Raw genomic sequence first — 24,276 nt, forward strand, 5'->3', positions numbered from 1 at the left:
GCAGCGGAAAGTTCCGGTTTACACCCCGTTGCCGCTGTGCTGCAATCTTGCCCCCGGCAATAATGAAACGGTAATCATGCAAGCGTCTCAATTTTCGGCTCAGGTTTTGAGCTGGTACGACAAATACGGGCGGAAAACGCTGCCCTGGCAAATTGACAAGACGCCTTACAAAGTATGGCTCTCTGAGGTAATGCTGCAACAAACTCAGGTTGCGACCGTTATCCCTTATTTTGAGCGCTTTATGGCGCGCTTCCCAACGGTAACGGATTTAGCCCATGCGCCGCTGGATGAAGTTCTGCATTTGTGGACCGGGCTGGGTTATTACGCCCGTGCGCGAAATCTGCATAAAGCCGCGCAGCAGGTTGTGACGCTGCATAGCGGTATATTTCCGCAAACCTTTGATGAAGTAGCCGCCCTACCTGGCGTCGGACGTTCAACCGCAGGCGCGATCCTTTCCCTCTCTCTGGGTCAGCATTTTCCGATTCTCGACGGTAACGTCAAACGCGTGCTGGCTCGCTGTTATGCTGTAAGCGGCTGGCCGGGTAAAAAAGAGGTCGAAAAGAAGCTGTGGGAGCTGAGCGAGCAAGTTACGCCGGCCCAGGGTGTTGAGCGTTTTAATCAGGCGATGATGGATTTAGGCGCGATGGTCTGTACGCGCTCAAAACCTAAATGTTCCCTGTGTCCGTTGGAAAATGGCTGTGTGGCGAGCGCCAATGCAAGTTGGGCGCTGTATCCCGGTAAAAAGCCCAAACAGACGCTACCGGAACGAACGGGCTATTTTTTACTGATGCAGCATGATGACGAAGTGCTGCTCTCACAGCGACCGCCCAGCGGCTTGTGGGGTGGTTTATACTGTTTTCCGCAGTTTGACGACGAAGATGGACTGCGCAACTGGCTGGCGCAACGACAAATTAACGCAGATAATCTGACCCAACTTAATGCGTTTCGCCATACCTTTAGCCATTTCCACTTAGATATTGTGCCTATGTGGCTTCCCGTGTCTTCATTCACCTCATGCATGGATGAAGGCAACGCGCTCTGGTATAACTTAGCGCAACCGCCGTCGGTCGGACTGGCGGCTCCCGTGGAGCGTTTGTTACAGCAATTACGTGCCGGTACACACGTTTAACGTACCGGACGATAGAGAGGACTTTTTATGAGCAGAACGATTTTTTGCACTTTCCTGCAACGCGAAGCAGAAGGCCAGGATTTTCAGCTGTACCCGGGCGATCTGGGAAAACGCATTTATAACGAGATTTCTAAAGAAGCATGGGCGCAATGGCAGCATAAACAGACCATGCTGATTAACGAGAAAAAACTCAATATGATGAACGTCGAACACCGTAAGTTACTGGAACAGGAGATGATTAACTTCCTGTTTGAAGGTAAGGATGTGCATATTGAAGGCTATACGCCAGAATCATAAGAACCGTTGCCGGATGGCGCTGCGCTTATCCGGCCTACGTTTTAATCTGGTCCTTGCAAACAACAAACACAACACGCACTCCCGGAATGATGAAAAAATTTCTCGCGCTTGCCGTTATTGCGCCGTTGCTCATCTCCTGTTCCAGTTCGACCAAAAAAGGCGATACCTATAACGAAGCCTGGGTCAAGGATACCAACGGTTTTGATATTCTGATGGGGCAATTTGCCCATAATATTGAGAATTTGTGGGGATTTAAGGAAGTGCTGATTGCGGGTCCGAAGGACTACGTCAAGTATACCGATCAGTATCAAACCCGCAGCCATATCAACTTTGATGACGGTACGATAACCGTCGAGACCATTGCCGGGACAGATCCCGCCGGACACCTGCGTCGGGCGATTATCAAGACATTGCTGATGGGCGATGATCCGGGTTCTATCGACCTCTATTCCGATGTCGACGACATTAAGATTTCCAAAGAGCCATTCCTGTACGGACAGGTGGTTGATAATACCGGCCAGCCCATTCGTTGGGAGGGGCGTGCCACCAACTTTGCCAACTACCTGCTGCAAACACGACTTAAAAGCCGCAGCAATGGCCTGCGTATCATCTATAGCGTGACGATCAATCTGGTGCCGAACCACCTTGATAAGCGCGCGCATAAATACGTCGGTATGGTGCGTCAGGCTTCACGTAAGTATGGCGTCGACGAGTCGCTGATTCTGGCTATCATGCAAACCGAATCCTCGTTTAACCCGTATGCGGTGAGCCATGCCGATGCGCTGGGACTGATGCAGGTGGTACAGCACAGCGCCGGGAAAGATGTGTTCCGCTCGCAAGGGCGCTCAGGCACACCAAGCCGTAGCTTCTTGTTTGACCCGGCCAGCAACATTGATACCGGCACGGCCTATCTGGCAATGCTCAACAATGTCTATTTAGGTGGTATCGATAATCCGACCTCACGCCGCTATGCGGTAATCACCGCGTACAACGGCGGTGCGGGCAGCGTGCTGCGCGTGTTCTCGAACGATAAAATTCAGGCCGCGAATATCATTAACAGCATGTCTCCAGGTGACGTTTATCAAACGCTGACCACCCGACATCCCTCTGCTGAATCACGCCGATACCTTTACAAGGTCAATTCCGCACAAAAATCCTATCGACGCCGCTAATGTATTCCTCTTCAGCCCCCTAAAACGGGGGCCTGAAGCACCAAAAATGTTAACTCCATCACTCTTTTGCTTTGCAATCAGAAATTGTTTGCAAATATTTGTCACAGGTAACAAAAAAAGAGTGCCTCTCATTGATAGAATCACATCATATAGCCACGGCAAATGTGCCTTTTAAAACATTCATCCGCATTACGGTGTGAGGAAATTAACATGAATCTTAAGCTGCAGCTGAAAGTTCTCTCGTTTCTGCAGTTCTGCTTATGGGGTAGTTGGCTCACTACCCTCGGCTCCTATATGTTTGTCACCCTTAAATTCGATGGTGCATCCATTGGCGCGGTGTATAGCTCGCTGGGGATCGCCGCCGTGTTTATGCCAACGCTGTTAGGGATCGTGGCCGATAAATGGATCAGTGCGAAGTGGGTTTACGCCCTTTGCCACTTGGTCGGCGCAGGAACGCTGTTTGCCGCAGCCGAAGTCACCACGCCAGGGGCAATGTTCTTTGTGATCTTGCTTAACTCCCTGGCCTATATGCCAACACTGGGGCTAATCAACACCATCTCCTACTATCGCCTGCAATCTGCCGGGATGGATATCGTTACCGACTTCCCGCCAATTCGTATCTGGGGCACCATCGGCTTTATTCTGGCGATGTGGGCCGTGAGCTTCTCCGGCTTTGAACTGAGCCATATGCAGCTGTATATCGGTGCGACATTGTCCCTGGTACTGGTACTGTTCACCCTGACGCTGCCGCATATTCCGGTTGCCAATCAGCAGAAAAACCAGAGCTGGACATCAATGCTCGGTCTGGATGCTTTCGCGCTGTTTAAAAACAAGCGTATGGCGATTTTCTTCATCTTCTCAATGATGCTGGGCGCAGAGCTGCAGATTACCAATATGTTTGGTAACACCTTCCTGCACAGCTTCGATAACAACCCACTGTTCTCCGGTAGCTTTATCGTGGAACACGCATCGGTGATGATGTCGATTTCACAGATTTCCGAGACGCTGTTTATCCTGACCATCCCGTTCTTCTTAAGCCGTTACGGTATTAAGAACGTGATGCTTATCAGTATTGTGGCGTGGATGCTGCGCTTCGGCCTGTTTGCCTACGGCGATCCAACTCCGTTCGGTACCGTGCTGCTGGTTCTGTCGATGATTGTTTACGGCTGCGCCTTCGACTTCTTCAACATCTCTGGTTCCGTGTTCGTGGAGAAAGAAGTACGCCCTGAAATCCGCGCCAGCGCACAGGGTATGTTCCTGATGATGACCAACGGTTTCGGTTGTATTCTGGGCGGACTGGTGAGCGGTAAAGTCGTTGAACACTATACGCTGAACGGTATTACCGACTGGCAGACCGTGTGGTTGATCTTCGCAGGTTACTCGCTGGTTCTGGCTTTTGCCTTCGTTGCGCTGTTTAAATACAAACACGTACGCGTTCCAGCAGGCACCCAGACTATCGCGCACTAACGTTTACGCAGAGAAAAGCGGGTTGCCAAAAGGTAACCCGCTTTTTTTGCACTTACTTCACCACATATCCATACAGACGCTTAATACCGTCTGCATCCGTTTCACTGTAAACTCCTTGCAGCTCCGGCGAGAAGCCTGGCAGCAGGTTTACGCCCTCTTCCAGCGCCAGGAAATATTGCTGTACCGCCCCACCCCATACTTCGCCCGGTACCACGCACAGCACGCCCGGAGGATAAGGCAGCGCACCTTCCGCCGCAATGCGGCCAGCTGCTTCACTAATCCGCACCAGTTCAACATCACCACGGATAAAAGCGCTGTTCGCATCCTGTGGGTTCATCGCCACGGCAGGTAAACTTTCCTGACGGAACATCGCTTTTTGCAGATCTTTCACATCAAAGCTGACGTACAGTGAGTGCATCTCCTGGCACAGTTCACGCAGCGTGTAATCCCGATAGCGTACCGGATACTTGTTGAAGATAGTGGGCAGCACATCTGCCAGCGGCGTATCGTCTTCAATATGCTGCTCAAACTGCGCCAGCATCGCCACCAGTTGCGCCAGTTTCTCTGCGCTTTCTGCCGGGGTCAGCAGGAACAGAATCGAGTTAAGGTCGCATTTCTCCGGCACGATGCCGTTTTCACGCAGGTAATGCGCCAGAATCGTCGCCGGAATACCAAACTCGGTATATTGCCCGGTTTGTGCGTCAATGCCCGGAGTGGTTAACAGCAGTTTGCAAGGATCGACGAAATACTGGTCGCGCGCGTAGCCGGAAAAACCATGCCATTTAGCACCTGGTTCAAAGCTAAAGAAGCGGCGCTCGCTGGCAATCACCTGCGTCGGATAGCTTTCCCACGGTTTGCCATCAACTACCGGGGGAATAAACGGCTGAATCATCTTACAGCGGGTAAGTATCGCTTTACGGGCCTCAATGCCCAGCGTCACACACTCCGCCCATAGCCGACGGCCGCTCTCGCCTTCATGGATTTTGGCGTTAATGTCCAGCGCCGCAAACAGCGGGTAAAACGGACTGGTGGAAGCATGCAGCATAAATGCATTATTCAGACGCTTATGCGGGCAGAACCGCGCCTGACCGCGAATATGGTTATCCTTTTTGTGGATCTGCGAAGTTTGCGAGAATCCGGCCTGCTGTTTGTGTACTGACTGGGTGACAAAGATCCCCGGATCGTTAGCATCGAGATCCAACAGCAGCGGTGACCCATCGGCCATCATCGGAATAAATTGTTCGTAGCCGACCCATGCGGAGTCAAACAGGATGTAATCACACAGATGACCGATCTTGTCGATCACCTGCCGGGCGTTGTAGATCGTACCGTCATAGGTGCCGAGCTGAATGATCGCCAGACGAAACGGGCGCGGTTGATCGGCCTTTTGCGGCGCAACCTCGCGAAGTTGCTGGCGCAGGTACTCCTCATCAAAGCAGTGCTCGTCAATACCGCCAATAAAGCCAAACGGATTACGCGCCGCTTCCAGATACACCGGCGTCGCACCCGCCTGGATCAGCGCACCGTGGTGGTTCGACTTATGGTTATTACGGTCAAACAGCACCAGATCGCCGCGCGTCAGCAGCGCATTGGTTACTACTTTATTGGCCGCAGAGGTCCCGTTCAGCACAAAGTAGGTTTTATCCGCGTGGAAAACTTTCGCGGCAAATTTCTGCGCATGTTTCGCCGAGCCTTCATGAATCAGCAGATCGCCAAGCTTAACGTCGGCGTTGCACATATCCGCGCGAAACAGATTCTCGCCAAAGAACTCGTAGAAATGGCGCCCCGCGGGATGCTTTTTAAAGAACTCACCGTGTTGATGTCCTGGGCAGGCAAATGTGCTGTTCCCCATCTCGACATACTGAGTCAACGTGTCATAGAACGGCGGCAGCAAATCTTCTTCATACTGACAGGCAGCAGACTCCAGCTCCAGCCAGTCCTGCGCCTGACCGCGAATGACCGCATTCACGCCCGCCGGCAGATCAACATCCGACTCTGCGAACAGAAACACGGGTATATGAAAACCGGTGCGTTTCAGCAAAGCAAGGATCCCGCTGCGGCTATCCGCAACGGTAATGACGACTGCCGCAACGTCAGTAAAATCAGTACTGTCCAGCGACACCACCTGACGATGGCTGGACAGACGAGAAACCAGTTCTCCACTGGCGGCAATTTTCATTGATTTCATAAGCGCAATAACCCGTTTCGGGAAAATCAAAAGTCCCGGACAAAGCCATATTGCTTTGCCCACGAAATGACAGGTCAAACTGGTTACCAGCCCCGACCGCCAGACATCAGTAAAAGCAGATAGCCTCTGATTTTACTGTTATCCTGCAGTGAGCGTGCGCTGCCCTCACCGCATGGTGGGAGCGTAAAGATAAGTCGCAGGAAGGGGCAAACGTCGCGCAAAAAGGCGATGTTGAAGGCGATGTAGGGGGAGTAATATCATCCCAGGCAGCCCCATTCAGACAGGAGAAAATTCGCGCAATCATGGCACCTTTCACTTTCAGGCGCAAGATAAAATCCGGAGCCTGAACCTCACAGATAAACAAGCAATCCGCCTGTCAATCGCGGCATAATAATGCAATCTGAAAACATATTTTACCCAGAGAATTGCCTTTAGCATCAAGACGATAATGGGTATGCAGGAGCAAACGTGGTAATTGGACCCTTTATTAATGCTGGCGCCATTTTATTTGGTGGTGTTCTCGGCGCACTACTCAGCCAGCATTTACCGGAACGCATTCGTGCCTCCATGACCTCCATATTCGGACTGTGCTCTTTGGGAATTGGTATTTTGCTGGTTATCAAATGCGCTAACCTACCGGTGATGGTCCTGGCTACGTTGGTCGGTGCATTAATTGGTGAGTTCTGTTATCTGGAAAAAGGGATCAATACCGCGGTTGCCAAAGCGCAGCAGCTTTTCACCCGGTCGGATGCCAACACCACGCACGAATCCTTCATCCAGAGCTATGTGGCCATCATCGTGCTATTTTGCGCCAGTGGTACCGGGATCTTCGGGGCGATACATGAAGGGATGACCGGCGATCCGAATATTTTAATCGCCAAGTCGTTTCTTGATTTCTTCACGGCCATCATTTTTGCCTGTTCATTAGGTATCGCGGTATCGGCAATTTGTGTACCAATGCTGGCAATCCAGCTAACGCTTGCCACCTGCGCGGCAATGATTTTGCCCCTAACGACGCCAGCCATGATGGCCGATTTCAGCGCCGTAGGTGGGCTACTGTTGTTGGCAACCGGTTTACGTATTTGTGGAATCAAAATGTTTGCGGTTGTGAATATGCTTCCTGCCCTTCTGCTGGCAATGCCGCTTTCCGCCGCGTGGACGGCATTTTTTGCCTGAGAATGCGTGCAATAGCAACAATGTGGTGATAGATTGTGCAGTCTGCGTTGATTTGAAGAAATTTCGTTGACGAAACGAAGCGAATCGGTTTTAATGCGCCTCGTTGCCCGGATAGCTCAGTCGGTAGAGCAGGGGATTGAAAATCCCCGTGTCCTTGGTTCGATTCCGAGTCCGGGCACCACTATTTAGAAGAACCCGCCTATGGCGGGTTTTTTGCTTTTGGCGAAACGGACTCTTCATCGAACTTCGTTCGATTATTCGCCGCCAGCGGCTCACCCCTTCGGGGCCAGCGCGACAAGCGCGCTGTTCAACGCTTACAGCGTTAGTCCGAGTCCGGGCACCACTATTTAGAAGAACCCGCCCAAAAGGCGGGTTTTTGCTTTTGGCGAATAATCACTATTCTCTCCTCACCGAACTTTGTTTCAACAGCACATAACGATTAAGAAGCTGATTAATCCGCATATCGAGTTGCTGATACAAAGCGGGTGATACACTTCCCTGCTTTTTTAACTCCTCATCAATTTGACGCAATAACTCTTCTGTCGGCGGCGATTGGTCAAGCTGTCGGCGGATAGTGAAAATAGCTGATTTCAGCTCCGAACCCGTCAGATATTTACCTTTACGTTCATCAAGCGAATTTAGCTGGGCAGTTAACGCCTCCAGCCCCTGCTGGGCATGATGCCAGTTTTGCAGAGCACTTTCCGGCAACGCTTCCGTGTTTAACTGTTTCTGTAATCCGCTGGCGAATACCGTAGTCTGCGATTCTTCCGGCCACAGGGTGACTAACTGCTGTGCTAATGATGCGGCATATTCTCTTGACCACAAAGGTGACAGGCGATGTAAAACGTCCAATTGCCCTTGCGTTGCGGCGATTAATTCCTGTTTCTTCTCCTTCAAATCTGAGGAATGTTTCAATGTGGACAATTGTTCAGGTGTCAGCCCCCGTGGCAATGGCTGAACCAGTTCAAATCTGTCGGCCCACATAGGGCTGATTCCAAGAAAAGCGCCTTCCCATCCAACCGTTTTCCTGCGCAGTGTGAATTCCTTTGGCGTGTGCCAATAAAAAAGTCATTATTTATACAAATGAATATTATAATTAAATGAGGCCGTAATATTTTGTTCTGGAGCTGGTAATATGTAAGCTACAGCCACTCCTATAAGCCTTAGCTATAAATTTCTCGATACGGTTTACCAAGTTTCTTCACGAATATCCCCACATCAATATTCATCTAATATAACCCTGCCATCACGACCAGCTCTTCAGGTACATGGTTCTCCCACCATGACCCATTGAGTATCTTCTGGGAGGATAATGTCCGGTTCCGCTCTGAAACGCAGCCCGATAACATTACCAGTGGTGCGAAAAAATATGTCCATATCATATGCCAACCCCTCGACAAAGATTTTAATCCATGAACAGCCAGTTAACTTAAATCAGTTGAAATGAATAAAGAGATTTGTATTTGTAATAATATGAGCGATTGCTCTGCCCTTCATCACTTTATAAATTTCTTCAATACATCAATATCAGGAAAGGCTTCAGTTATCGGAATCGTCGTACCATCAGGATAAATCAACGTCCTATAAGCTCCTTTCTCTTTCTTTTTCGGGCCTATGCTCCTTATTAATTTATCTGAATGCAACAGGGGATAAAATGTAATCGAATTTATATTTAACGCAGAGTACCGCTCGTCCATTTTTCCATTATATATCCATATAGCTTTGTCATAACCACCAATAAAATCCTCAGTTAAATATGGAAAATAATCTTTTGAAATCAAGCCATCACTGTTGATCCTTTGATGCCAACCACCTTGATTCGCCGCAAGGTAATCAAATTCCAGCCTGATTCTACTTTTTACCGACTCTGTACCCTGACCAAACTGTAGGGTATTTTTGTATTGCAACAGTATATCTGCCACAGACAGATGCCATTGACAACGCCCTCCGCCTTGCCGGGCAAGTTTCACATCATAGAAATTCTTTATACTATCTTTTTGGGATAATGGAAATTCCATTGAGTTATACCCGGGAACTTCATAAGCTTCCCCGGACGAATTATGCCGGGTGCGTTTACATATTTCTGAACGATAAATTACCGCCAAAGGAAGCACCATAAGTTCTTCAGGGACGTTGACTCCTACTGTGACCCATTGGGTATCCTCTGGAGGAGATAATGTCCGGTTCCGCTCTGAAGCGCAGCCCGATAACATAAGCACTAAAGTTAAAATAAAGCATTTTTCAATCATAGCTCAAACTCCTCAAAGTTAAGTGGCTTTATATATTCCAAGGCTTCATTTCCTCCCTTAACTCCACGCGTCATATCCAGCGTCGATGCGACTACATCATGAATCTCAATGAAAGCACTATTTCTTGTAAACTCTTCCACCGGGGAACTACTCTCATACGTTTTCATTTGCTTTAAAAATTTCTCTCTGTTGATTCTCCTCATCATGGTCAATGTTGGCTGAGTACATTCTTTTAGTTGGTTATTAAGATAACTCAAATATTGATCTGGCATGGAATGCCTGCCAACGTTCGTCGCATGATCTAAATCAGGGTTAGTATAGGGAGGAAACCAGTCTTCTTTATCCATCATTGTTAATAATTGAGTGAATCTTTTTTGTGCTTCATTCGCCTTTTGACTGGCCTCTAAAATAAGTTCAGGAACCAAATACAATCTGGTCTCGATGGGAAGACGTTTACGAATCCTGCGGCATGAAGAAGAGTTGTTGGGTACCTTACACTCCTTCCATTCCGTCGTTTGGGTGGTGTTAAAAAATACGGCAATACTTCCATGATGCCAAAAACATTCCCAAAACTTCAACCCTAGCGCTTGAGGCATGAGTTCTATTACCGACCAGAAAAAACCCAGCGTGCCACCTACTGGTCCCCATAAGTCATAAAACCAGTTATCAAGATTCGCATCAGGCGGAACGCTTGGAATGGTGTCTGCGTCATTAACATGACGAAAATGGGTGAGATTTGTTAAATATTTAACGGCAGAAGCAGTTAATGTCCTTGGCATACCATATGTATACAGCAACGGATTAAGATCTCTTATTTCTGCGCAGTGAATCAGCGCAAGCGAACCTCCCAGACTATGCCCGCAGATGAATAGCTCCAATTGTTTTCCATCATCCTTAATTTGCCTAAATATCTCAGAATAATTTTTCTTTGCGACCTGGTATGCCTGTAAAAAACCACCGTGAATCTTCCCTTCAGGAACAATATCAAAACACTCTACCGGCATAAAACTTGCGTCTGTCCATAAATCACTGAGCTTACTCATCTCTGTACCACGCCAGGCCACAATCCCCTGCGTTTTCGTCGTAACATAAAATAGCTGAGTTTCCCCTTCCTCTTCATCTGCCGTATCTATAAAAATGGGTTTAGAATGCCGTTCACGAAAAGGGACATCGGTGACAATAGCAGGGAATCGATGTTTTCCATCTTCCAAAACGGGAATTGACGACAGATCCAGACATTGAATACAAAAGAATCCATATACCGAATTACGGTCAGTTTCCGAGTCATAACTGTAAGCCAAATCGGCCATAATCCCCAGGTTGTAAGCATTAGTCAGAGAATAACTCGCTGTGTGATGCAAGATTAATGTCCATGCACGGAATGGACAAATTTCGATCATTGTACGTTTATTAAGATCCGCCACATGAACGGTAACGCCTTTATACGTTTTATCCAAAGGGAAATGGAATTCTGGTAGAACAATTCCATCCCATTTATCTAGTGTGGGTCTGACATTGCAGAGTTGTCCGACCCTGACATATTGATATCCATAGTTATTCTCAGAGGAGAGTTTTTTGACCTTTGAATTATCCTCATCTCTTTCAAACCGTAAGGCTCGGTTCTCCATCTCATCAACCAATGGCTGAGACTGGATTTTTAAAGTCAAAGGCAATGGATGTATATCTTTAATCTTTATTATTCCATTGGCATCACTATAGCCAGTATAGCGTGGAATCAAACCGCACCTTGTAGCCTCATTTTCGGCAAACCACTCCATATTGGCTACGGTATCACCTAATTCGTCCACTAACTGGAACTCTACCCAATCGAATGCCTCATTTTCTATAAAAAAATCAGGATATTTGCACTGAGTAGATGTTGTCACTTCTGCCATAATTAGAATTCCTTTTCGTTACTTTAAGTTAAGAACATCTGAGATGGGATAAACATAATCTACCGAATACACAGTCAGATGACATGGATGGATTCCAACTCCTGTCATCTATAATTTAATTATGTAAATTACGAATATGACATCCTAGTCATAACTCTTGAGACGGAGATACTTTTCATATAATTCTTTCGATCGCTGACTATCTTTTTCTACAAAAAAGCCATTATTGTACATATCACTCAAGTATTTTGCTGCATTCGCACAACCCTTCTCCAAGGCACTTTGGAGATAAGGATAGGCTGATTTATAATCCCGATCGAGATAATAAAAATCACCTACATAGCATTGTGCAGACCCTTCTCCTTGATCTGCTGCCTTTTTCAGCCATACTTTAGCTTCCGGTTTATTTACTGGAACGCCTTGTCCATATAAATACATTGTGCCAACCATTCCCTGACAAGCAAGAATAGCCTGTTCCGTTTTTCTTTCTGTACCAGATTGGATATCATGTAAGGCACATTTTTTAAACCAAGGAAGAGCATTTTTATAATCTTGTTTCTCAAAATAAAGCCTGCCTACAGTACCTTCAGCAAGAGGATCACCATCACTTGCCGCAAGTTTATACCACTTTAAAGACTCATTATAATTTGCCCGAACACCATAACCATATTGATACATAAAGCCAAGATTGCCCTGAGCCTTATGATCGCCAGACTCAGACATTGCCTCTAGCATTCTTACATCATAACTCTTACACGATACAATAAAAAAAATAGAAAGGAGTGCAACAAAAGATCTATTAACATTATTACAGTTCATACCCTCACCTCATAAACCACATTTTATGAATTACCTTTTTTTACTTGTTCTATTTTTAGTTTTGTTGGGGCTGCCGTATATATTGGCATTGTTTTGCCATATTGATCTGAAACACCCTCATAAACATTTCCCTCACCAGTGGTAATCCGGTATTGGACAAAAGGTACAGGCTTACCTGTTTCTTTATTTTTAACTGTAAATCCTTCACAAAATCCTCGCGGCAACTCCTCTAGTGGCGTATTTAGACTTGTAGCCCCTAATTTCTGCACATTCATTGACTTCAGCAGAATGTTCTTCGGGCATCCCAGTTCGATATTCCCCCCTTTCAGCCGGATATACGCCCCGCCACAGCTTAGCAAGAGCTCCTCGCTCGCATTCACGGTGATTTTCCCCTCTGTGCTGCTTACCGTAATATCGTTCTTCGCCGTCACCCCCATTTCATCATCTTGGGCCTGAAGATCCACTTTTCCCTTTGCCGCATACAGCTGCATTCCCTGTCCCTGCGCATACAGGCTTACCGTATCGCTCGCCGCCACCGTAAACGACCTGCCGGTGCTGATGTCCGTATTGTGCCCCGACATTATTCCCACGCTGTCCGTGCCCGAGGACACCCGTACGGCCTTCGCACTCATCATCCCTACGCCCGCTGGCGCATGCAGAATAAGACCCGGCTGAGCCAGTTCCTCCAGCGCATCATTCAGCGTCTGCTGGCTCGCAGTGTCTCCCGCCGTTGCCTTTGCCGTCTCCGCTGACCGCTGCAGGCTCCTTGCCAGTGACAACGCCTGCTCAAGCTGACGTATCACACCGTCCATCTCCAGCATCCGATCTACAGCTTCCGCCTGCATCTCTGCAGTTATCAGAACCCCTTTACCTCCGCGTACCGCCACCCAGTCGTCTGTGCGCAGCTCGGCCCCCTCTCCCCGCAGCGCACGCCCCGCATCCACGTTATGCCCCAGATTAAGCTGTGTCTTCCCTCCGTACTCGGTGCTGAGCTTGACGTGTTCCTCACCCCGTTTGTCCTCCATGCGCAGCTTGTTGTTCGCGGGCGTGCGGATGACGTTGCGGGTATGGTTTGCCTGTGTCACGTGGTCCGGATGCCGGGAGTCATGCAGCGCATGGGCGATATAGGGCCGGTCCGGGTCCCCTTCATGGAACGCCACCGCCACTTCTGTACCCTGTATCAGCGGGAAGTGAATACCATAAGTGTCGCCGCCGTAGGGTTTGGCCAGGCGTACTGGCATACTTTCGTAGCCCTGTTGTTTAGCATCGCGGTCCGCATCAAACTTAACCCAATAAAGCCCGCTCTGATTTAAATGAGCATATTCATCATTCTTTTTCGGGCTTGAAACACGTGCCATTAGCGTGCCGCTAATCACTGGCCGCGGTTTGAGTGGAGGTCTCCAACAGCGCGTTTCACTGTAAATGGTCGCCATCAACACCACTTGTAGCGCTTCCTTTCGACTTGCGCTGAATGAAACCGCCGTAACCAGCAAGCTGTTACGCACACTGGCAGGAAGCGTTGGGACAGGTGTCGATTCCGTAATATTCAGGACCTGAGCCGGGCTGAGGCTTACATCGGTTGATAATCCAGTGATTGTCGCTTGTGAGGAGAGATAACGCTCATGTTCCAGACGCGCCCAAAAATTCCCTGTTTCAGGCGCCGGCGAAACCTTATCACCCGTTTCAAGATGGCGTGGGCGATAGTGGTAAACATCCCCGTAAGTCACCCCGTCACCTTCACCGTAAGTCATATCGGTTTGTGCAGAAAATAATATTTTCTGAGCCTGGCGATGGTTATAATCCCCGGCAGTAACCGATGCCTGCACCGCAGACTGTTGGAACTGAATATCCCAGACTGAGTCGATGCCATTGTCATTCATTCCGGAGGGACTATTCAGCGGTAATGTTTTGCCAAACTCCCATGCGCTTTGTTTGTCAGCAAAATAGATCACCTCGGTGCCAGCATCAGGCTGAAGCCTAAAGAAGAAGAAAATCCCAACCTCAGAGAGCAGGCGTTCAATAAAAACCAGATCACTCTCCTGATACTGATTAATTTGCTCTCTTTTGGGATATTCCATTACTAAATCAAAATTATATTCCCAGTCTTTTAAACCATGCTCTTGTAAAATTTTAGTAACAACTTCCGGAACTGACATATTAATAAAAAAACGGTGTGTACGAAATTGGTTTTTCAGCAACGCGACAAAGGGTTCAATGATTATCTGATAAATTGCCTGGTCTTTTGAACCACTGATACGATGGAAAGATGTCACAATACCATGTACCATTTTACGGGCAGTTAACTCACTTAACTTCCCCATTCCCATAGTCAATGTCGTTGATTTTCTAAGTATCGATTCGGCCGCAATATCTTTATCCTGGCTGGAAAAATGTACTACGTATCGATACAGCGAACTCATTTCCTCTGTACCATTAAAGTTAATAACATCCAGTATCGATTTACATGAAGGGATATACAATTGATAACGATTCAGCGTATTTTCAGATATAAATGATATCCCGCCGCCAAGTGATTCACCCATCCCCATATATTCAACCCCTGTAATTTTATAAAGAGCCATTTCCAGAGCAAAAACTTACCCTCAACGCATTGTTTTTATTAAACTGACCAAATCTTTTTTCTTGTTAGTAACAATAGAAAAAGTAAATCGACGATTATCATTTGATATCCAAAGTTCTTCTCTTCCATTATCACTATAATCATAAAGATGAAAACCAAGACCTGTTAGATAATCACGAATAATTCCCACATCACCACCGTAAAAAACAACAAGGTTTGTTTCCCGTGTACTTCCATCAGGAGAAATATATTCAAAGCGATAATTATTTGATATCCTTGGAGTCTGTTTGATATCAACATCAGTATAGAAATAGTAGTCAAAAAGATCGCTTTCCCGATATTCTAATTTATCTGGCCAGGGTATTAACAGCGGTGACAAGAAAATCAAAATAATCATCACCAGTATTATTTTATAGTAGCTCATTACCATTCACCTCGACAAAAATGAATAATAACCGCCATCCCCGGGGATAATTTCTACCCGACCAGAAGTGAAATCACTCCACGGTTGCACCCATGTCATAAATGAAGGCAGCTGCCCTTTATAGGGTTTATGGACAGCACAGTTATCCTTGGGGGCTGGAAACAGTAATGGTAAAAATCCTTTATTTTTATAATTGCCTATCGGCCCATAATAATCCCATCTACTCAGGGCCTGCTCTTTACTGACAAGCCTCAGTCTTGACTGATAGTCTGAAGGAAGGATTGCCCGGTAGAAGCCTAAAAGATCGGAGGTAAGATCCTCACCGCTGAACCCACTGTCGGTATACCAACTAAAACGCCAATTAGATTGCAAACTTTCAAACAAGTGTGCCGTCGTCATCATCATGGCTAACGCAACGCTATTTTTCTCACATGCAGATAAACCTTGTTTGATACGCCACTTAACAAACTTTCCTGTACCAAACTGGCGATGATATACAAACATCTTTTGGCTATAGGTGACGTCATAATAACCATCACGACTTGATTCACCTCGTTTTATATCTGACAGTAGGTTTTTAATATCACTTCCCTGTGCATGGCCTATATCTATCCATCCCAATATTTCGCTGTAAACAAGCCCTGTTTTACGATCCAATGTCCACTCGGAAGGTTCAATAATATCGTTACGTTTACTCATCATTAAACTCCAGAGTCATTCGCTCTTCATAACTCAAACTCAATACTACTGATGAAACGGACTGAATAATGGTAGAGAACGCTTAACTGCTCCAGTCCCTCAAAACGCAACACATCCAGTGCATACAGGCATGAAGGGATCGTTAAGCTGTAGCGGTTAAGCGTAGGCCCTGATGTTGTTAGTTCCATATTCATAGAGTTAACTCTATTTAATAAACTATATTTACGCGCTTATAAAATCATAATAAAAACTGATCGGCGCAGTTCCCCATTAAATAAAAATTACAGATAATCATCCCAATTACTACGCACATGAGGCCAGCCAAATTTCATCACAAAATACCCTAAAACGATCAATAAAAAATTTCCCATGCCCCATAAATATCTAAACCCATCGTCAGAAATGAAGAAAAACCAAATGGAAAAGGCAATACCAAACATGCATAAGATATTACCTAGCAGATATGAAAAATAATACATTAAATATATAGCTACTTCTCTAAACTTCCCAAACCGTCCAGAAAACATTGGCAAACCTCATTAAAAAACACTTCATTTGCATTGTGAAGTTCAATTGCTTTTTCAAAAGGTGAAACAAGATCTTCTATCAGAAAATAAAGCAAATCCAGATCCCCCATATCTTTCAATTTCTGATAATTACCCGGACTCCTTGCAGCCAGATAGCGAGATGTATAGATTGCTCTGGATACTTCCGCTCCCAACGTAAGAAGCGAGCCTATAAGAGCACCTGAAAAAAATGCTGTGACTAACCGATTAGAAATAACAGCCCCAATTTTAACGCCAGTTAGTTCTGAGAAAATTATCCTTCCAGCACTACTCCCAACAATTTTCTCCGTCATTAAAGCAACGTCCAGTCGCGAAGAAAAATCACTAATAAAGATATCAATAACCTGACCTATCAACTCCTTATTTAGCTTTGCTTTATTAAGAAGTCTGGCAAACCTGTATTTATCATCTTCATTCGTTCTGCGATGTTCTGTATCCATAAAATCGTAGGCCAGATATCCCATACTCACAGGAAATGATATAAGCCCTTTAGCCAAAGCAGCTATAAACCCAGAATCATCAACGTTAATAGCTTCGAGCATATCTTTTGCAAGATCTTTAGCACCATCCATATTTAGTCCTTTAGCGCAAAGCATATCCCGATACAAAGTAAAACCCAGCGCTAGTATTATCACTGGGTTTTATTTTTCACTCGCTATCAATTATCAGTTCAATTCCCTCTTCATCACTCCAACTTAAAGTGAGTTGCTGAGGTTTTTGCTGCCGGGAAAGATACGTTAATAACTGCTGGCTAAGCACAGGCAAGATTTGTTGATTGAGCAGACTATCGATATTCCTCGCCCCCGTATCCGGTAGCAGGCAAGCGGCGGTCAGGGCATCAAAAAGGCTCTCGGATATCGTAGTGGTGATGCCGTAGTGACGCAGTAATCGCTGGCTAACCTGATCCAGTTTCATTTGTACAATCGTACGTAACGCAGATTCACAGAGCGGATGGTAGATAATCGTCTGGAAGCGGGCCAGTAGCGCTGGCTGGAAGTGATCGCGCAAAAGTGGTCGCAGCAGTTCGTGCAACTCAGACTCTGTGGTTTCCGGCTGTTCTTCCAGCATCTGCATTACAGCGTCGCCGCCAAGATTGGAGGTCATCAAAATAACGGTATTGCGAAAATCAATTTCACGGCCTTCGCCGTCACGCATGAAACCACGGTCAAATACCTGGTAAAACAGATTCATGACGTCGCGATGCGCTTTTTCTACTTCATCCAACAGTACCACGCTATAGGGGCGTTTTCGCACCGCCTCGGTCAGGATCCCTCCCTGACCATAACCCACATATCCCGGAGGTGAGCCTTTTAGCTGGCTCACGGTGTGCGGCTCCTGATATTCAGACAAATTAATCGTGATCAGCGATTTTTCACCACCAAACAGAATGTCAGCCAGGGCCAGCGCCGTCTCCGTTTTGCCGGTTCCACTTGATCCAGTAAGCAGGAACACACCCTGTGGGCCGTTTTCCGGCGTCAGTCCTGTTTTTGATGCCCGCAACCGCTGTGCGATCGCATTCAGCGCGTAATCCTGGCCGACAACGCGTTCTCCCATCTGGGTTTCAAGCGTCAGTAAGTCTGCCTGGGAGTCCTTCATTAATGAAGACAATGGTATACCGGTCCAGTCGGCGATCACCGTAGCCACGGTGCGCGCATCTACATCCGGAAACAGTAACGGATGGTCCTGCTGAAGCACACTAAGCTGCTGCTGCAATTCAACCGTTTCCGCCTGACGAGAAATATCACGGCGGCTGGCCAGCAGTTGCTCAGTGAGCGTTAATTCCTGACCATACTGGGTTTCGCGTTCATCCAGTTCGACAAGCAGACGATTTTCACGCTGTTCAATGGTGGCCAGCCTTTCACCATGCTGACCATTTCCTACCGCGAGGTCTGCAAGCAATGCCTGCTTTTCAATTTCAAGCGCGGTGATCTCAGACTTCAAACGCGTCAGTGGTTCCGGAACGGTATCAAGGCTCATCCGCACTCTTGCACCTGCGGTGTCCAGCAGATCGACGGCTTTGTCGGGTAATTGTCGCCCGGTAAGATAGCGGCGAGAGAGCGTAACAGCAGTTTTAACCGCTTCGTCGGTGATGTGAACGCCATGGTGTTCTGCATAGCGTGATTTCAGACCACGCAGCATTAAGCAGGCAGTGTCATCATCCGGCTCATCCACTTTAACCATCTGAAAACGCCGCTCCAGCGCAGCATCACGCTCAAAATACTGTTTATATTCACTCCATGTGGTCGCCGCGATAGTTCGTAATTCACCTCTGGCCAGAGCGGGTTTTAGCAGATTGGCTGCATCAGCGCCTCCCGCCTGATTACCGGCCCCAATAATGGTGTGTGCTTCATCGATAAAGAGCAGAACAGGCGTTGGCGATTGTTGAACGGCATCAATGATATTTTTCAACCGCTGCTCAAACTCACCTTTCACCCCGGCACCTGCTTGTAACAGCCCAAGATCCAGCGTGCGTAATGTTACTGATTTCAGGCTATCCGGCACGTTACCTTCAGCAATACGCAGCGCCAGACCTTCCACCAGAGCGGTTTTGCCGACACCGGGTTCCCCGACCAGAATGGGATTATTTTTTCGCCGACGGGACAACACATCCACCATTTGCCGGATTTCATTATCGCGACCAAATACCGGGTCGATATCGCCGACACGCGCTTTCGCGGTTACATCCAGCGTAAATTTATCGAGCACGCCTTGTAATGCTGGCGACAACGTCGACTCAACCTGACCCGGACGCGGTTCATCATCAGGGGAAACCTGCACCAGAGAAGCTTCCTGCTGCCTTTCCGGACGTTCATCCGACTGGGAATTTAATAGCGGCAGGAGTCTTTCCAGTTGAGTATGTCCGGTACTCAGAAGCGGCCACAGGCCATCACACTTCAGTAGCGAAGGCTTTCCCACCAGCGCCATCAGTAGATGCACACCACGTATCTGCGAATTTTCATCCGTTGCGGCACACAACCACGCTTGTTGCATTAAAGAAAGGAGCGCATCAGACAACTGGGGGCGGCTTTTCACGGAACGCGGCTGAACATCCATATGCTTCAGCAGCGATTGCCAGAGATTATCGATATCCCATTCATAACGACGAGCAATGACAGTAATATCGCCCTCCCCCTGCTCCAACAGCTTCAGTAACCAGTGTTCGGGAGTGATTTCTGCATGCGCGCGCGTCTGACATAACGATGCCGCCGCTTCGAGCGCCTGGGCGCAATAGGGGTTGAGACGTCGTAATAACACTGCTGACTGGTGTTCCATTTGCTTCCTGGCTCCCTGTATTCAGGCACGCTACCGCCCGTGGCCGTAATCCAATGCCCATAAGGTAATAGTGATGTTGATACTCTCTGCTAAACCCCCGCCCCGGACGCTTAGCAAAGGGCATAAAAAAAACGGATGAGGAAATCCTCATCCGTTAGTGCATTACGCGGTGGTACGCTCGTTCCAGGCGTCAGAATGGATAATGTTGCCATCCTTATACGTCCAGACGATCTTCTCGTAGCGCAGTTCAATCTGTTCCAGGTGGTTATGCTTCTCTTTAGCGGGATCTTTGATGTCGTACATCACAGGGTTTACTTTCACCACTTTCACGTTGTGCAGAGTGGTGTTGAAGTATTCCACTTCCTGACCCGCATCATTGATGCGATACCATTTAAACTCGGCCTGGCGCAGGGTCTGACCGGTAGTTACAGCCTTGTACAGATACGGGCTGGAGGCATCGATTTCCTTAGTGAAAAGGAACGGGGTATGAATGCGCGTCCCGGTCAACTTACCGGTGTTGTTATCGGTAGGGATGTACAGGTTATGTTCCTGAGCTACTACTTCGATACTGCCCACACGATCTTTTACATCAACAGAGCCTTTAATATCCGCGCCGCCGTCATCTTTCAGCCAAAGGTAGACTGGAATTGCCATAACTCTTTCTCCATTTTTACTTCGCTAATGCGTCACCGCTTTGCGGTGACGGTTCCTTCATGCCCGGCACCCGACAGGCATCAGCCTGCGGTACCAGACTGATCTCTACACGGCGGTTGGCTGCCCGCCCCTCCGGCGTATCGTTGTTTTTGTAGGGACGTAATTCGCCGTAACCCTGAACGGCAAAACAACTCTCCGCGACGTCACCGGTATCACGCATCCAGTCGCGAACAGATTCCGCGCGTTTGAGAGAGAGCTGCTGATTAGATTTATCGTCACCCACATCATCGGTATGTCCGGCGATGACTATCAGCCAACCGGGCTTGGCTTTGATATTGACCAAAGCCCCAATGAGTACTTTTGTTGAGCCTGCTTTTAACGCCCATTTGCCCGTATCAAACAGCGACATACTGTCCAGGCGTACGGTTTGCGGAGAGGTCACTTTTGGTTTTTCAGGTGGCAGCCAGTCGCTGATGGCGGCCAGCAAAGGCGGGATCAATCTCATCCCCTGATACAATCCCATTGAAAGAGAAAGGGGTTCACCGCGCTGATACCAGCGATCGAGACGCTGCGCATCACGACGAAGCTGATCCTGTGCCTGAACCTTTGGCTCGACAGGATTACCGGTAAGATGGCGGTATAACGTCAGATGATCGTTTGTGATCCTGATGAGATGTTGGTTATTGATAAAGCTGCACGTCATCGCCAGTCCGACAAAAATACCGCATAGCAGACCACTTACGCCCACCGTACGTTGAAATGCTGTCAGCGCCCGACGACGAGATAAAAAAGGCAGCGCTAAATCAGGAAAAGGCAGCAGCTCGGACACTGCTGACGTCGCAGGGGAAAGTGTTGTTTGCGCAGTGATATGCCGTTGCCACAGATTATTTTCGCAGACCGCTGATGAGGTGAAACACACCACCCGTAATGCAAAGAAAACAGGCAGAGCATGGTGTTCAGTATCGCCTTGTACCTTCTTCAGCCAGCCCAGTAAATTATCTAACCACACTGCATGTGTAAGATGAAAATGGCGAGCCGGGCGCTCTTGTGAAGAGAAAGGAACAAAATCGTCTAATCCCGTAGCCGACTGCACTTCTGCATCCTGGGGCGTTCGAATAAACCAGCGTACAGCCTCATTACATTGAGGAGAATTCAGCCAACAACACAACCAAAACGGCGGTACACCTGATAACCAACGCCGACTCTGGGTCACCACTCGCCGCCAACTGAGCAGTATGTGCTTAAGCGCATCTTCATCAGTATGCCGTTCCGGAGTTAATGCCAGCATTACGGAGACGCGCATAAGAAGCCCAGGACGCTGAGCAGCTATCTGACGAACCAGAGCAATGTAATGCTCAGGGGACTGGACAGATAAATACCAGCCCTGCGAGCTCTCGCAAGAACCGCTGCGTCCGGCAAACAAGGGGGCATTATCGCCACACACGAGCACAACTGGCCCACTGAAACTCTCCGGAGGGAGCGGAACTTCATGCTCGGAATGCGCTGATCTCAACTGGCCATATTGACGCCAGCCGTAAACGATCCCTGGAATGGAAAACAATAAAATAAAGACGCTCAGGCCGCCCCGGACACCCGTACTTAACGGACTGAATCCCCAAACCAGCAACAAAGCCAGCACAGCTGTCAGCACATAGTTAACGATCCCTCGCAACTGAGCCATGTTTTAGCCCTGCCCAATAAGCTGATCAACCAGCCCTTGTAAGACATGAGAAAATGTTAACCATAAAGCCCCCAACGCCACCGCGCCGACAATCCATGCCAGCCACCAGCGGCGCTTACCGCCAGAAAAGCCGGAAGCCCGCATAATTACCGGCGCATCGTGCGTTAACTTAAAAGGCTTCGCCTGAGCCGCCAGCGCCTCAAGAACATCTTCACGACGTTCGTCACCTTGCTCACGATAGCGCCCAACAAAACCGAGCGTGATTGCGCGATAAAAGCAGGTTATTACGGCGGTATCAGGAACGGGCTCACGCAGCACAGACCGGATGCGTTCCCAGAACTCTTCCCCTGCGTTGGTGGTATTGAAATAACGGGCCTGTAAGGGTGTCACAAGCCAGGTGATATAACCGCTATCCTGCCGGTTGCGGTTCAACACGCTTTCATCCAGTAACGCACATTGCGTGTAGAGCATATGTTCAACGCTGTGTTCGCTGTACCCCATATCACGCAATGCCTCACGTGCAGATTCAACCCATTGGCTGGCCCGACGATAAAGAACAGCTCCGTCGTCGACTTCTGCCCCGTCACGTAGCTGGCTTACAGCAAGCCATGTTGGCCAGAAAACCTGATCAATTTCCTTATTCATTTATTTCAATCCCTTAATACTGCAAACAGCTCAAGTTGAATCTCTCCCAGCGTTCCCGGCACATAGAAAGCACAATTACCGGCGTCCAACATGGCCTGGGCTGCTGGATGATTAATTTCAAGAGCAAAGTATTGATTTTCCAGTCGTAACGGGATGGCTGCGGGTACATGTGTCAGCGGTTTTAATGGAATACCGCTGAGTGCCACATTGACGACATCTGACACATCCGCCCGGCTCCCTGCTTTACAGAGCTGTGGAAATTGCGCCAGGAGGACATGTGCGGGGAGACCCGAGCGAACGGACAGGTAAAAATCAGCACCTTCACGCAGTCGGGCATCCGACAGAGCGCCATACCAGAACTGTCTCTCCTGCGTCAGTTCAATAGCGACAACGCGAGATGGCAGGCTGGCCTCCAGCAGTTCCACCAGGAGTGCAAACAGGGGTGGGAATACCTGCTGCAGATTGGCGTGCTGGTATGGAGGCACAACGCTGACATCATTTTCTAATGAAAAGGTCAGCAGGCTGCCCGCTAACCGCGCCAGCTCACGCCACAAAAGTTCGGGATGACGGCCTGGGTTTTGCAGCATTTCTTTCAGAACAGGTTCCGAACTATTAAGCGCATTCAGCAACCAAAACAACGAAACATCTGCTACCGCAAAATCCGCCATTCGTTCGTTACTTTCGCGGCGCAAGGCCATCAGGCGTCGACAGCGAGCCTGGATACGATGCACCAAATCACTGAGCGAATTGATTAATGAGGGGCTGGCTGAGAGTGAAAGCGATGGGGGTAAAAAATCGCGTCCCAGCTCCCATTGCCCCTGAGCATTACGAATAAGGCAAGCTACCGGGCAAGTCAGGTAAGCGCTGTTATCGTCATGGGCATACCGGAGGGTGATAGCATGCCGCAGCACTGCCATATCAGTCCGTTCCTGACCGGAGAGATCCTGAACTGGCAGCCATTCCTGCTGCCAGCGACACGGACGGCTGACACCGTTGCCTGATGAAAGATTGCCGCCATTAGCTGAAAGCAGCGGCAATGCCAGCACGATATCAACGCTGTTGTAGCCAGTAAGATGCGATAAATCACACGCTGGAGGCAGGTTATCTGAAATACCTGTATCCACTAACGTACCGTCAGGAAAGCGCACAACCAGATTAACGGGATTCAAACGAGAAACCGTTAGCGCACTTTCATCAAACTCCGCGCTGATGACGCCCCACGGTGATGAAAGCGACATGTGAGCAACAACGTCAGCTACATAGGCATCCCAACGTGTCTGTTGCTGAAACTGCTGGGGAGCCAGAAAAGCCCCCTCGCTCCATAACGGACGATAGATCTTCATCGCACCTCCTGTGCATTA

At 48.3% G+C, this 24,276-nt stretch carries 19 protein-coding genes and 1 tRNA gene; 6 read left to right on the forward strand and 14 right to left on the reverse strand.

Translation table 11 applies throughout. The features are described 5' to 3' along the window. The first annotated feature begins 76 nt into the window (after positions 1–76). The 4 genes from mutY to OGX86_RS20750 all read left to right on the forward strand — a co-directional run bounded on the left by mutY (position 77) and on the right by OGX86_RS20750 (position 4,065). Positions 77–1,129, forward strand: a complete 1,053-nt coding sequence (mutY, locus tag OGX86_RS20735) for an A/G-specific adenine glycosylase (RefSeq protein ID WP_032941749.1) — start codon at positions 77–79, stop codon at positions 1,127–1,129. Between the two features lie 27 nt (positions 1,130–1,156). Beyond that, positions 1,157–1,426 (forward strand): oxidative damage protection protein, encoded by a 270-nt coding sequence (locus OGX86_RS20740; RefSeq protein WP_003027126.1) that lies wholly within the window; start codon positions 1,157–1,159, stop codon positions 1,424–1,426. Positions 1,427–1,512: 86 nt separating this feature from the next. Next, a complete protein-coding gene (gene mltC, locus OGX86_RS20745) occupies positions 1,513–2,598 on the forward strand; it encodes a membrane-bound lytic murein transglycosylase MltC (RefSeq protein WP_286640591.1) in 1,086 nt (361 codons plus the stop codon). A gap of 210 nt (positions 2,599–2,808) precedes the next feature. Then, positions 2,809–4,065 carry a nucleoside permease gene (locus OGX86_RS20750; protein ID WP_008785778.1) on the forward strand — a complete coding sequence of 419 codons (1,257 nt, stop codon included), beginning with the start codon at positions 2,809–2,811 and terminating at the stop codon, positions 4,063–4,065. A 52-nt stretch (positions 4,066–4,117) separates the two neighbouring features. Here OGX86_RS20750 and OGX86_RS20755 read toward each other — a convergent pair whose 3' ends face one another. Then, on the reverse strand, positions 4,118–6,253 hold the full coding sequence (locus OGX86_RS20755) for an ornithine decarboxylase (protein WP_204191861.1): 2,136 nt from the start codon (positions 6,251–6,253) through the stop codon (positions 4,118–4,120). A gap of 468 nt (positions 6,254–6,721) precedes the next feature. Between OGX86_RS20755 and OGX86_RS20760 the strand changes: the two genes are divergently transcribed. After that, entirely contained in the window at positions 6,722–7,429 is a 708-nt protein-coding gene (locus OGX86_RS20760; protein WP_048215570.1) for a DUF554 domain-containing protein, read from the forward strand. A 105-nt stretch (positions 7,430–7,534) separates the two neighbouring features. Continuing rightward, positions 7,535–7,610: transfer RNA gene (locus OGX86_RS20765), tRNA-Phe, on the forward strand. Positions 7,611–7,825: 215 nt separating this feature from the next. Here OGX86_RS20765 and OGX86_RS20770 read toward each other — a convergent pair. From OGX86_RS20770 to tssK, 13 genes are all read right to left on the reverse strand, one after another. Further along, entirely contained in the window at positions 7,826–8,413 is a 588-nt protein-coding gene (locus tag OGX86_RS20770) for a VasL domain-containing protein (RefSeq protein WP_286640593.1), read from the reverse strand. 512 nt (positions 8,414–8,925) lie between these two features. Next, on the reverse strand, positions 8,926–9,678 hold the full coding sequence (locus OGX86_RS20775; RefSeq protein ID WP_071692507.1) for a hypothetical protein: 753 nt from the start codon (positions 9,676–9,678) through the stop codon (positions 8,926–8,928). Next, entirely contained in the window at positions 9,675–11,573 is a 1,899-nt protein-coding gene (locus tag OGX86_RS20780) for a lipase family protein (RefSeq protein ID WP_128316971.1), read from the reverse strand. Before OGX86_RS20780 ends, OGX86_RS20775 begins: the two co-directional genes overlap by 4 nt. Positions 11,574–11,717: 144 nt before the next feature. Beyond that, positions 11,718–12,392 carry a tetratricopeptide repeat protein gene (locus OGX86_RS20785; protein ID WP_286640596.1) on the reverse strand — a complete coding sequence of 225 codons (675 nt, stop codon included), beginning with the start codon at positions 12,390–12,392 and terminating at the stop codon, positions 11,718–11,720. A 23-nt stretch (positions 12,393–12,415) separates the two neighbouring features. Beyond that, on the reverse strand, positions 12,416–14,941 hold the full coding sequence (locus OGX86_RS20790) for a type VI secretion system Vgr family protein (protein ID WP_128316987.1): 2,526 nt from the start codon (positions 14,939–14,941) through the stop codon (positions 12,416–12,418). A gap of 54 nt (positions 14,942–14,995) precedes the next feature. Then, positions 14,996–15,397, reverse strand: coding sequence for a hypothetical protein (locus tag OGX86_RS20795; RefSeq protein ID WP_053069287.1), 402 nt, complete (start codon positions 15,395–15,397; stop codon positions 14,996–14,998). Between the two features lie 6 nt (positions 15,398–15,403). Continuing rightward, positions 15,404–16,096 carry a hypothetical protein gene (locus OGX86_RS20800; protein WP_128316969.1) on the reverse strand — a complete coding sequence of 231 codons (693 nt, stop codon included), beginning with the start codon at positions 16,094–16,096 and terminating at the stop codon, positions 15,404–15,406. Between the two features lie 490 nt (positions 16,097–16,586). Beyond that, on the reverse strand, positions 16,587–17,234 hold the full coding sequence (locus OGX86_RS20805) for an Ssp6 family T6SS pore-forming effector (RefSeq protein WP_048225511.1): 648 nt from the start codon (positions 17,232–17,234) through the stop codon (positions 16,587–16,589). Between the two features lie 76 nt (positions 17,235–17,310). After that, positions 17,311–19,935, reverse strand: a complete 2,625-nt coding sequence (gene tssH, locus OGX86_RS20810; protein ID WP_286640599.1) for a type VI secretion system ATPase TssH — start codon at positions 19,933–19,935, stop codon at positions 17,311–17,313. A 162-nt stretch (positions 19,936–20,097) separates the two neighbouring features. Next, entirely contained in the window at positions 20,098–20,589 is a 492-nt protein-coding gene (gene tssD / locus OGX86_RS20815; RefSeq protein ID WP_003024437.1) for a type VI secretion system tube protein TssD, read from the reverse strand. A gap of 16 nt (positions 20,590–20,605) precedes the next feature. Then, on the reverse strand, positions 20,606–22,270 hold the full coding sequence (locus OGX86_RS20820; RefSeq protein WP_286640601.1) for an OmpA family protein: 1,665 nt from the start codon (positions 22,268–22,270) through the stop codon (positions 20,606–20,608). Between the two features lie 3 nt (positions 22,271–22,273). Next, positions 22,274–22,915, reverse strand: coding sequence for a type VI secretion system protein TssL, short form (gene tssL / locus OGX86_RS20825; protein ID WP_286640603.1), 642 nt, complete (start codon positions 22,913–22,915; stop codon positions 22,274–22,276). A 5-nt stretch (positions 22,916–22,920) separates the two neighbouring features. Next, complete coding sequence (gene tssK / locus OGX86_RS20830) at positions 22,921–24,258, reverse strand: type VI secretion system baseplate subunit TssK (protein WP_286640605.1); 1,338 nt, start codon at positions 24,256–24,258, stop codon at positions 22,921–22,923. Between the last annotated feature and the right edge of the window lie 18 nt (positions 24,259–24,276).

The sequence above is a fragment of the Citrobacter sp. Cpo040 genome, assembly GCF_030332915.1.
Lineage (GTDB): Bacteria > Pseudomonadota > Gammaproteobacteria > Enterobacterales > Enterobacteriaceae > Citrobacter > Citrobacter portucalensis.

Bases quoted from the DNA above. Each gene is read 5' to 3' on its own strand.
- mutY (WP_032941749.1), top strand. From the start codon at position 77: ATGCAAGCGTCTCAATTTTCGGCTCAGGTTTTGAGCTGGTACGACAAA.
- OGX86_RS20740 (WP_003027126.1), top strand. From the start codon at position 1,157: ATGAGCAGAACGATTTTTTGCACTTTCCTGCAACGCGAAGCAGAAGGC.
- mltC (WP_286640591.1), top strand. From the start codon at position 1,513: ATGATGAAAAAATTTCTCGCGCTTGCCGTTATTGCGCCGTTGCTCATC.
- OGX86_RS20750 (WP_008785778.1), top strand. From the start codon at position 2,809: ATGAATCTTAAGCTGCAGCTGAAAGTTCTCTCGTTTCTGCAGTTCTGC.
- OGX86_RS20755 (WP_204191861.1), bottom strand. From the start codon at position 6,253: ATGAAATCAATGAAAATTGCCGCCAGTGGAGAACTGGTTTCTCGTCTG.
- OGX86_RS20770 (WP_286640593.1), bottom strand. From the start codon at position 8,413: ATGTGGGCCGACAGATTTGAACTGGTTCAGCCATTGCCACGGGGGCTG.
- OGX86_RS20775 (WP_071692507.1), bottom strand. From the start codon at position 9,678: ATGATTGAAAAATGCTTTATTTTAACTTTAGTGCTTATGTTATCGGGC.
- OGX86_RS20780 (WP_128316971.1), bottom strand. From the start codon at position 11,573: ATGGCAGAAGTGACAACATCTACTCAGTGCAAATATCCTGATTTTTTT.
- OGX86_RS20785 (WP_286640596.1), bottom strand. From the start codon at position 12,392: ATGAACTGTAATAATGTTAATAGATCTTTTGTTGCACTCCTTTCTATT.
- OGX86_RS20790 (WP_128316987.1), bottom strand. From the start codon at position 14,941: ATGGGGATGGGTGAATCACTTGGCGGCGGGATATCATTTATATCTGAA.
- OGX86_RS20795 (WP_053069287.1), bottom strand. From the start codon at position 15,397: ATGAGCTACTATAAAATAATACTGGTGATGATTATTTTGATTTTCTTG.
- OGX86_RS20800 (WP_128316969.1), bottom strand. From the start codon at position 16,096: ATGAGTAAACGTAACGATATTATTGAACCTTCCGAGTGGACATTGGAT.
- OGX86_RS20805 (WP_048225511.1), bottom strand. From the start codon at position 17,234: ATGGATGGTGCTAAAGATCTTGCAAAAGATATGCTCGAAGCTATTAAC.
- tssH (WP_286640599.1), bottom strand. From the start codon at position 19,935: ATGGAACACCAGTCAGCAGTGTTATTACGACGTCTCAACCCCTATTGC.
- tssD (WP_003024437.1), bottom strand. From the start codon at position 20,589: ATGGCAATTCCAGTCTACCTTTGGCTGAAAGATGACGGCGGCGCGGAT.
- OGX86_RS20820 (WP_286640601.1), bottom strand. From the start codon at position 22,270: ATGGCTCAGTTGCGAGGGATCGTTAACTATGTGCTGACAGCTGTGCTG.
- tssL (WP_286640603.1), bottom strand. From the start codon at position 22,915: ATGAATAAGGAAATTGATCAGGTTTTCTGGCCAACATGGCTTGCTGTA.
- tssK (WP_286640605.1), bottom strand. From the start codon at position 24,258: ATGAAGATCTATCGTCCGTTATGGAGCGAGGGGGCTTTTCTGGCTCCC.